Source organism: Geodermatophilus sp. CPCC 206100 (genome assembly GCF_048569675.1).
Lineage (GTDB): Bacteria > Actinomycetota > Actinomycetes > Mycobacteriales > Geodermatophilaceae > Geodermatophilus.
The window spans coordinates 19543-27814 of the sequence record NZ_JAQISV010000058.1; the positions used below are offsets into that span (position 1 = coordinate 19543).

10 protein-coding genes are annotated in these 8272 nt (G+C 76.8%); 5 read left to right on the forward strand and 5 right to left on the reverse strand.

The genetic code is table 11. The features are described from left to right. Window positions 1-22: 22 nt before the first annotated feature. The 4 genes from PGN05_RS22515 to PGN05_RS22530 form a co-directional block, all read right to left on the reverse strand. A complete protein-coding gene (locus PGN05_RS22515; RefSeq protein WP_419754813.1) occupies window positions 23-1144 on the reverse strand; it encodes a uroporphyrinogen-III synthase in 1122 nt (373 codons plus the stop codon). Window positions 1145-1237: 93 nt separating this feature from the next. Next, a complete protein-coding gene (locus tag PGN05_RS22520) occupies window positions 1238-2701 on the reverse strand; it encodes a PP2C family protein-serine/threonine phosphatase (RefSeq protein ID WP_419754814.1) in 1464 nt (487 codons plus the stop codon). Further along, window positions 2701-3432: a GAF domain-containing protein gene (locus tag PGN05_RS22525; protein WP_419754815.1), complete on the reverse strand. Its 732-nt coding sequence runs from the start codon at window positions 3430-3432 to the stop codon at window positions 2701-2703. The genes PGN05_RS22520 and PGN05_RS22525 overlap by 1 nt, the downstream gene beginning before the upstream one ends. Before the next feature lie 66 nt (window positions 3433-3498). Continuing rightward, a complete protein-coding gene (locus PGN05_RS22530; protein WP_419754816.1) occupies window positions 3499-4059 on the reverse strand; it encodes a uridine kinase family protein in 561 nt (186 codons plus the stop codon). A 40-nt stretch (window positions 4060-4099) separates the two neighbouring features. On the opposite strand from PGN05_RS22530, the gene PGN05_RS22535 reads away from it, so the two are divergent. The 5 genes from PGN05_RS22535 to PGN05_RS22555 all read left to right on the forward strand — a co-directional run bounded on the left by PGN05_RS22535 (window position 4100) and on the right by PGN05_RS22555 (window position 7229). Continuing rightward, on the forward strand, window positions 4100-4585 hold the full coding sequence (locus tag PGN05_RS22535; protein ID WP_419754817.1) for a PH domain-containing protein: 486 nt from the start codon (window positions 4100-4102) through the stop codon (window positions 4583-4585). Window positions 4586-5004: 419 nt separating this feature from the next. Then, window positions 5005-5505 carry a translation initiation factor IF-3 gene (infC, locus tag PGN05_RS22540; protein WP_419754818.1) on the forward strand — a complete coding sequence of 167 codons (501 nt, stop codon included), beginning with the start codon at window positions 5005-5007 and terminating at the stop codon, window positions 5503-5505. Between the two features lie 94 nt (window positions 5506-5599). Then, window positions 5600-5794 carry a 50S ribosomal protein L35 gene (gene rpmI, locus PGN05_RS22545; RefSeq protein WP_419754819.1) on the forward strand — a complete coding sequence of 65 codons (195 nt, stop codon included), beginning with the start codon at window positions 5600-5602 and terminating at the stop codon, window positions 5792-5794. 33 nt (window positions 5795-5827) lie between these two features. Next, a complete protein-coding gene (gene rplT, locus PGN05_RS22550) occupies window positions 5828-6211 on the forward strand; it encodes a 50S ribosomal protein L20 (protein WP_419754820.1) in 384 nt (127 codons plus the stop codon). 223 nt (window positions 6212-6434) lie between these two features. Beyond that, entirely contained in the window at window positions 6435-7229 is a 795-nt protein-coding gene (locus tag PGN05_RS22555) for a TrmH family RNA methyltransferase (RefSeq protein ID WP_419754821.1), read from the forward strand. A 10-nt stretch (window positions 7230-7239) separates the two neighbouring features. Here the strand turns inward: PGN05_RS22555 and PGN05_RS22560 are convergent. Further along, window positions 7240-8272 (reverse strand): diguanylate cyclase domain-containing protein (locus PGN05_RS22560; RefSeq protein WP_419754822.1); only part of this gene is annotated, 1033 nt, incomplete at its 5' end.

Consider the following 8272-nt stretch of genomic DNA (forward strand, 5'->3'; position numbering starts at 1 on the left):
TCCCTGCGCGACGGCACTCGGCTCAGACGCGGAGCCGGTAGCCGCGCTTGACGACGGTCTCCACCAGCGGCGCGCCCAGCGCCGCTCGGAGCCGGGTGACCGCCATCTCCACCGCGTGCCCGTCCCCGCCGCCGGGCAGCACCCGCACCAGCTCGGGGCGCGACAGCACGGTCCCCGGCCGGGCGGCCAGCGCGCGCAGCACGGCCATCGGCCCCGGTGGCAGCTCCACCAGCCGGCCGTCGACGAGCACGCCCCAGCCGCGCACCTGCACCGCGTGCGCGCCCACCTCCAGCACCGGATCGCGCTCGGGCAGCCGGGCGACGACCTCGCGGGCCAGCGCCCCCAGCCGCGAGCGCTCCGGCTGCACCGGCGCGATCCCGGCCGCGACGAGCGGTGCCGCGGTCACCGGCCCCACGGCCACCGGGAGGACGCCCCCGCGCAGCGCCGCCACCAGCGCGTCGGACTGCCCCAGCTCCGCGGCCACCGTCAGCAGGCTGGCCGCGGCCGGCGCGCTGGTGAAGGTCACCGCGTCCACCCCGCCGGCGACGACGGTCCCCACCAGGCGTCGCACGGGGCCGACGTCCTCCGGCAGCACCCAGCGGTAGACCGGCACGGGGAGCACGTCCGCGCCGGCGCTGCGCAGCGCGTCCACGAACTCCGGGAGCGGGTCGCCGTGCAGCTGGACGGCGATCCGCCGCCCGGCCAGCGGGCCCTCCGCGCCCGACAGCAGGTGCTCGAGCACCTCGGCCGAGGACTCCGACGCCGGGGACCAGGCGTCGACCAGCCCGCCGCCGCGGATGGCGCCGCGCGCCTTGGGTCCGCGGGCCAGCACCCGGCTGGAGCGCAGGTGGTCGACCAGGGGCAGGTCCCAGGCGTCGGCCGCCTCCAGCCAGCCCCGGAACCCCACGCCGGTCGTGGCCACGACGAGGTCCACCGGGGCGGCGAGGACCGCGCGGGTGGCGGCCACCAGCTCGGCGTCGTCGGACAGCGGCACGATGCGGATGGCCGGCGCGTAGACCACCCGCGCGCCGCGGCGCTCCAGCAGCGCGCCCAGCTCCTCGCGCCGGCGGGCGGCGGTGACCGCGACGGTGTAGCCGGCCAGCGGCGACGGGTCGCCGGCGGCCTCGGGGACGGTCTCGGGCACGGGGTCTCCTCGTCGGTGTGGCCGGGCGCCCCCATGGTGCGGTGTCCGCGTTGCGGGCGGATGTCGGCCCCCGGGCGACGGCGCGCCCGCCGCTCACTCCGGCGGGGCCGGCACCCAGCAGGCCAGCAGGATGCTCGCGTCGTCCTGCAGCAGCCCGTGCTGGTGGTCCAGGACGGCGTGGACCAGGCGTCGCGCCGTCTCCGGCGGAGGGTGGGCGGCGGCCACCTCGCGGGTGAGCAGCCCCTCCAGCCGCGCCTCCCCGAACCAGGCGCCGTCGGCGTCCCGGGCCTCGGTGACGCCGTCGGTGTGCAGGGCCAGCCAGTCCCCGCGCTGCAGCGTCTCCTCGGCGACGGTGAGCAGGCCGGTGCCCAGGCCGAAGGGGACCCGGCGCCCGCCGGACAGGCGCTTGACCACCCTCCCGGCGCGCAGCAGCAGCGGCGGCGGGTGACCGGCGTTGACGTAGCGCAGCCGGCCGCTGGCGACGTCGAGCTCCGCCAGCACGCCGGTGACGAACGCGCTGCCCGGGAAGGTCGCGGCCACCACCTCGTCGATGGCCAGGGCCTGGTCGAAGACGCCGCGCCGGTCGCGGCGGGCACTGCGGTACGCGGCCAGCGCCGCCGCGGCCAGCAGCCCCGCGGACAGTCCGTGGCCCATGGCGTCGAAGACCGCCAGGGAGACGACGTCCTCGGAGATCGAGTAGTCGAAGGCGTCCCCGCCGACCTCGTACGCGGGCTCCAGGAGGCCCGCGAGGACGAAGGCGTCGCTGGCGGCGGTGAGCGGGGGCAGCTGCTGCCAGAGCAGCTCCGCCGAGGGCGTGCGTGGCCGGGTCCGCCGCGCCCGCTCCAGCGCGTCGCCGTACCGGCCCATGCCCGCGACCAGGTGCCCCACCATCGCGGCCAGCCACCGGCACTCCTCCCGCAGCACCGGGTCGTACAGCTCCGCGACCGTGTCCACGCGCACCTCGAGGACGCCGATCCGCTCCGCGCCGTCGAGGACCGGCAGCCACAACCGGGGCAGGCCGTGCGCCTCGGACGGCAGCGCGCGCACCGTCTGGAAGACCCGTCCGGGCAGGGTGCCGTCGATCGCGATGGACTCCCCGGCCGGCGTGCCGGGTGGCAGCAGCGGCCACAACCGGCACTGCTCGTGGTCGGCGACGTGGACGGTGACCTCCACCTCCATCGCGTGCCCGGCCTCGACCACCAGCCCGGGCAGCCGGTCCGGCGGTGCGGTGTGCGCCGCCTCCAGCAGGTGCAGGAGGGCCGCGAACGGGCCACTGGCCGGCCGGCGCCCGCGGACCGGGGAGCTGTACGGGAGGCGTCGCTCGGCGACCAGCTCGTCGAGCCGCTCGTTGAGGGCGTGGGCGAGCACGGTCCGCTCGCCGTCGGGCAGCCGGAGCAGCCCCTCCAGGTGCGCCTCCAGCTCGAGCAGGTCGGCGGTGCCGCCCAGGGCGAAGTACCGGGTCCAGAGCTGCTCGGGGGTGAGGTCGGCGGCCTCGAACGCCGCCCACACGGCGCGGTCGTGCTCCCCGGGCGGTGAGGCCGGGTCGGGTGTGTCCATCACCGGCGCCGGCGAACCGCGGAGTCGACCACCGCGCGGGCGACGTCCGGCGTCGTCCCGGCTTGCTCGCCCGAGTGGCTCAGCAGCATGCCGAAGGCGACGTCCTCGGTCACCCCGTGACGCGCCATGAGGACACCCTTGGCCATGCTGACCAGGTCGCGCGTGGCGATCGCCTCCCGCAGGCCGACGCTGAGCCGGTGGGCCCGGTCGTGGGTCTGCACGTTGGCCACGAGGATCGCCGCCTGTGCCGAGAACATCGACAGCCGTCGCTCGCTGTCGGCGTCGAAGGTGCCGGGACGCTCCGCGTAGACCTTGAGCGCACCCAGGGAGGCGTCGCCGGCGACCAGCGGAGCACTCATCGCGGCGCGCAGGCCCAGGTCCGCCACCGCGTTCCCCCAGCGGGGCCAGCGCCGGTCGGTGGCCAGGTCGTCGACGCGGACCAGGTGCCGGCCGAGCGCCGCGGCCAGGCACGGGCCCTCGTCCAGGTCGTACTGCAGCGCGTCGGCGCGTTCGACGCGCGCGTCGGTCGAGCCGGTGCTGCGCCGGTCGTGCTCGTCGACGAGGGAGACCCCGGCGCCCACCGCCCCCGGCACGGTGTCGAGGGCGAGGGAACTGACCAGTCCCAGCGCGGTCGCCACGGTCTCCTCGGAGAGCAGCAGGCCCGACATGCGCGCGAAGACGGCCGACAGCTCGTCGGTCAGGGGGAGGTCCGGATGGCGGTCCTGGTGCACGGGAACCCCGCTCGGCAGTGCCTGCGCACTCCGCCGGTCTTGGACGGGAGGCAGCGCTCTCCCAGTTTATCCGCGCCCGGACGGCGGCACGGTGCCGTCGATGCGGACGTCGGCCCGTGCCCGGGTCCCCTCGGCGGCGAAGGCGGCGGCCTCGGCGACCTGCCACCGCCGCCACTCCGGCTCCATCCCGGCGCCGTCCCGGGCCAGGCCCCGGGCCAGCCGCAGCTCGCGCGGTGCCTCCACCCAGATCCGCAGCACCGTCCACGGATCGGCCGCGCGCGGGCAGCTGCCGCACCCCTCGACGATCAGCACGCCGCCGGCCGGCACCGGCACCGCGGCCGGCGCGAACGTGCCCGCCGCCCAGTCGTAGCGGTGGTGGGCGCCGGGTCGGCCCTCCGACAGCGGCCGCAGCACGCCGGCGGCCAGTCGGGCGTAGGCACCGGTGAGCGTCCAGCCGGCGTAGAGGTCGTCCATGTGCACGACCGGAGCGCCGCCCAGCGCGGCGCCCAGGGACCCGGCCAGCGTGGTCTTGCCCGATCCGGCCGGGCCGTCGACGCAGACCAGCCGGGTGTCGCCCAGCCGGGGGACGGCGGTCCGCACCCGCGCGGCGAGGGCGGTGACGTCCACGGCCGGCGACTCTGCCAGCCGCGCCTGGGACGATGCCCCCGTGTCCCCGACCGACCCGCCCGCCGTCACCGCCGTCCCGCGTCGCTGGCGGCTGCTCTGCGCTGCCGCGGCCGCCGTCGCGGTCGCCGTCCTCACCTACGTGGGGCTGACCCTGCACACCCAGGACACCGGCGTCGTCAACTACACGACCGCCGACCAGGTGGCGGTCGTCGGGCTCGGCCTGGTGCTCGGGGCGGGGTTGCTGGCCCTCGGCCGGCCGCGGGTGGACGGCGACGCCTCGGGGGTGCGCGTCCGCAACCTGCTGGGGGAGCGCACGGTGGCCTGGTCGTCGGTGCGCGCCGTCCGCTTCGACCAGCGCTTCCGGTGGGCGACGCTGCTGCTCACCAACGACGACGAGTTCGCCGTCCTGGCGATCCAAGCCGTCGACGGGGAGCGGGCCGTGGCCGCCGTCGAGGGCCTGCGGGCGCTGCACGCCGCCGCGCGGGCGCAGGAGCCCGCCCGCCCTCCGCTGCTCTACGACGAGTGACCCGGGCACCCCGGGAATGACCCGGACGCCTGCGGCGCTGTAGCATGGGCGCGCCTCCCCGCTACACCGAGGCGCGCGAACCACCCAGCGGCCCCGCCCCGGGCCGCTGACCAAGAGGAGCCCGCTCCCACCTGGTGCCGTCGAGGCGTCCAGGTCCCCGGATCGCGGCGGACCGGCTTCCCGCCGGTCGGCTGCGGCGCGCGCGAGCCCCACGGCTCGTGCACCCCGGAGAGTGGGCCCCGCGAGCAGATGCTCGCGGGGCCTTCGTCTTCTCCGGCATCCGGTCGGGGGCGACTCCTCCCGTGCGACAGCAGAGGGGGGGCCATCACTGAGCCCCGCATCAACGGCCCTAGCCCGGTCACCGTATCCGCGTCCCCGAGGTCCGCCTGGTCGGCCCCGAGGGCGAGCAGGTCGGCATCGTGTCCATCGGCGAGGCGCTGCGCCTGGCCCAGGACTCGGAGCTGGATCTCGTCGAGGTCGCGCCCATGGCCCGGCCGCCGGTCGCGAAGCTCATGGACTACGGGAAGTTCAAGTACGAGTCCGCCCAGAAGGCCCGCGAGGCCCGGCGGAACCAGGCGCTCACCGTCATCAAGGAGATGCGGCTGCGCCTGAAGATCGACCCGCACGACTACGAGACCAAGAAGGGCCACGTCGAGCGCTTCCTCAAGAGCGGCGACAAGGTCAAGATCACCGTGATGTTCCGCGGCCGCGAGCAGTCCCGGCCGGAGATGGGCTACCGGCTGCTGCAGCGGCTGGCCGCCGACGTCGCCGAGCTGGGCGTCGTGGAGTCCAACCCGAAGCAGGACGGCCGCAACATGGTCATGGTGATCGCCCCGCACCGGAACCAGGCGGCGACCGACGGCGCCCGCCGGCAGGCGAAGGCCGACAAGGCCGCCGAGGGGCAGACCCCGACGGCCTGAGCGCCGCAGGACCGCACCACCGAGACGGCCGGCGCCGTCGCGGCTGCTGACAGCTGCCGCGCGGCGCCGACACACACGAACGAGGACCGAGGACATGCCGAAGCAGAAGACCCACAAGGGCACCGTCAAGCGCATCCGCGTGACGGGCACCGGGAAGCTCATGCGCGAGCAGGCGAACAACCAGCACAAGTTCGAGCACAAGTCCTCGCGCCGCAAGCGCCGGCTGGACAACGACCAGGTGATCTCGCCGGCCGACACCAAGAGCCTCAAGAAGCTCCTGGGCCTCTGAGCGCCCCCCTAACGAGAAGACAGGAGCACTCACGTGGCACGCGTGAAGCGGGCGGTCAACGCCCAGAAGAAGCGCCGGACGACCCTCGAGGCCGCCAGTGGCTACCGGGGCCAGCGGTCCCGGCTGTACCGCAAGGCCAAGGAGCAGATCCTCCACTCGGCGACCTACCAGTACCGCGACCGCAAGGTGCGCAAGGGTGACTTCCGCAAGCTGTGGATCACCCGCATCAACGCCGCGGCGCGCCTGAACGACATGACCTACAACCGGTTCATGCAGGGCCTCAAGCTCGCCGGCATCGAGCTCGACCGGCGCGTGCTGGCCGAGCTGGCCGTCAACGAGCCCGCCGCCTTCGCCGCCCTGGTGGAGACCGCGCGCGCCGCGGTCGCCGCCGCGCCGGCCGGCGGCCAGGCCGCCTGATCGAGGACCCTCCTGCCCGCCCCTCGCGTGCTCGCGGCGGGTTCCTGCAGGAGGGCCGTTCCAGCAACTCACTGACGCCGCCGGTGCCGGTCCCGCGTGGACCGGCGCCGGCGGCGTCGGCGTGTGCCCGGGCGCCCGCCGCCCGCCGAGCTCGGCGGTCTCGCACGGGTCCGGGCCGCCATCCGTCCGAGGTCGCCGATCTCGGCGCAGGGGAGGGACGGCGATGAGCGAACCGCTCACCGAGCGCTCCGCGCGGGTCGTCGCCGCGCGCAAGCTGACCCGGCGGTCGGGGCGGGACGCCGCGGGGCTGTTCCTCGCCGAGGGCCGGCAGGCCGTCGCCGAGGCGCTGGCCGACCCGGCCGGCGTCCGCGAGGTCTTCGCCACCGACGCGGCCGCCGCGGCGCACGCCGACCTGCTGGCCGCCGCGCCCGCCGTGCCGGTGCGGCCGGTCACCGAGCGGGCCGCCGCCTCGCTGTCGGAGACCGTGACGCCGCAGGGGCTGGTCGCGGTCTGCGCGCTGCGCGACGTGCCGGCGCAGTCGCTGGTCCAGGCGCCGCCGCGGCTGGCGGTCGCCCTCGCCGAGCTCGCCGACCCGGGCAACGCCGGGACGGTGCTGCGCACCGCCGACGCCTGCGGTGCCGGCGCGGTGGTCTTCGGCGCCGGCTCGGCCGACCCCTACGGCGGCAAGGCGGTGCGGGCCAGCGCGGGCAGCCTGTTCCACGTCGACGTCGTCCGCGGGACGCCGCTCCCGGACCTGCTGCCGCGGCTGCAGGCGGCGGGGGTGACCGTGCTGGCCGCGGACGGCGGCGGCGAGGCCGCCCTCGACGACGTGGCCGCCGACGGCCGGCTGGCCGGGCCGGTCCTGTGGCTGTTCGGCAACGAGGCCCGCGGCGTCCCCGCCGAGCTGGCCGGACGGGCCGACGTGCGGGTGCGGATCCCGATGCGCGGCCGCGCCGAGAGCCTCAACCTCGCCGCTGCCGCGGCGATCTGCCTCTACGTCACCCAGCTCGCCCAGTAGCCGGCCGGGCTCAGGCCTCCACCGCGGTGGTCGCCGGGCGCTCGAAGCGGCGCAGCGCCGCCTCCCGGAGCAGCTCCGGGAAGTCCCCGCCGTCCTCGGGGAAGACGCTGACCCCGATCCGGACCCCGGCCGGGACCTCGGTGCCGCCCAGACGCACCGGCCGGTGCACGGCGCTCAGCAGCTCCCCGGCGATCCGGCGGGCCTCCTCGCCCGCGGTCCCCGGTGCGAGGTCGCGCAGCACGACGACGAACTCGTGGCCGCCGAGCCGCGCGACCAGGTCGCGGCGGCGCAGGACGGCGCGCACCCGGTCGGCGACGGCGCACAGCAGGTCCTCGCCGGTGTCGTGGCCCCACAGGCCGTTGGCGGCGATGACGCCGTCGACGTCGACCAGGAGCAGGGCGAGGGCGTCGTCGCCGGCCCGGGCGCTCCAGATCGCCGTCTCCACCTCCTCGGCCAGCCGGCGGCGGTCCGGCAGGCCGGTCACCGGATCGGTGCCGGCCAGCTCCTCGATGCGGGCGCGGTACGCGGTGGCCCGGTCCCGCTCCCGGGCCAGCGCCCGCTCGGCGGCCACCCGGGCGGTGACGTCGACCTGCACGCCGATGTACTGGGCCACCTCGCCGTCCTCGCCCCGGACCGGGGTCAGGTGCAGCTCGTTCCACCACGGCGTCCGCTCGGGGCCCCGGTGGTTGAGCATCGTGACCCGGCACTCCCGACCGGATGCGACCGCGCGGCGGACCGCGGCCACCGCCGCCGGATCGGTGTCCGGCCCCTGCAGGAACCGGCAGTTGCGGCCCACCAACTGTTCCCGGGGCAGGCCGGCCAACCGCTCGAAGGCGGCGTTGACGTACACGAGCGGCTGGTCGGGCAGCCGCACGTCGACGATCGACACCCCGTCCGGGGTCGCGCCCAGGGCCTGCTCCAGCAGGGAGACCGCGGCGGGCACGGGGACCGGCACGGCAGCGGGCTCGGCGCCGCGCGGTGCGGGCACCCCGGCCGGCCGGGCGCCCGCGGGGCGGCGCGGCGCCACCCGGGCGAGCAGCGCG

What these genes read in the sequence shown, in the direction of transcription:
- PGN05_RS22555 (WP_419754821.1), top strand. Translation starts at nt 6,435, where the DNA reads ATGAGCGAACCGCTCACCGAGCGCTCCGCGCGGGTCGTCGCCGCGCGC.
- PGN05_RS22520 (WP_419754814.1), bottom strand. Translation starts at nt 2,701, where the DNA reads ATGGACACACCCGACCCGGCCTCACCGCCCGGGGAGCACGACCGCGCC.
- rpmI (WP_419754819.1), top strand. Translation starts at nt 5,600, where the DNA reads ATGCCGAAGCAGAAGACCCACAAGGGCACCGTCAAGCGCATCCGCGTG.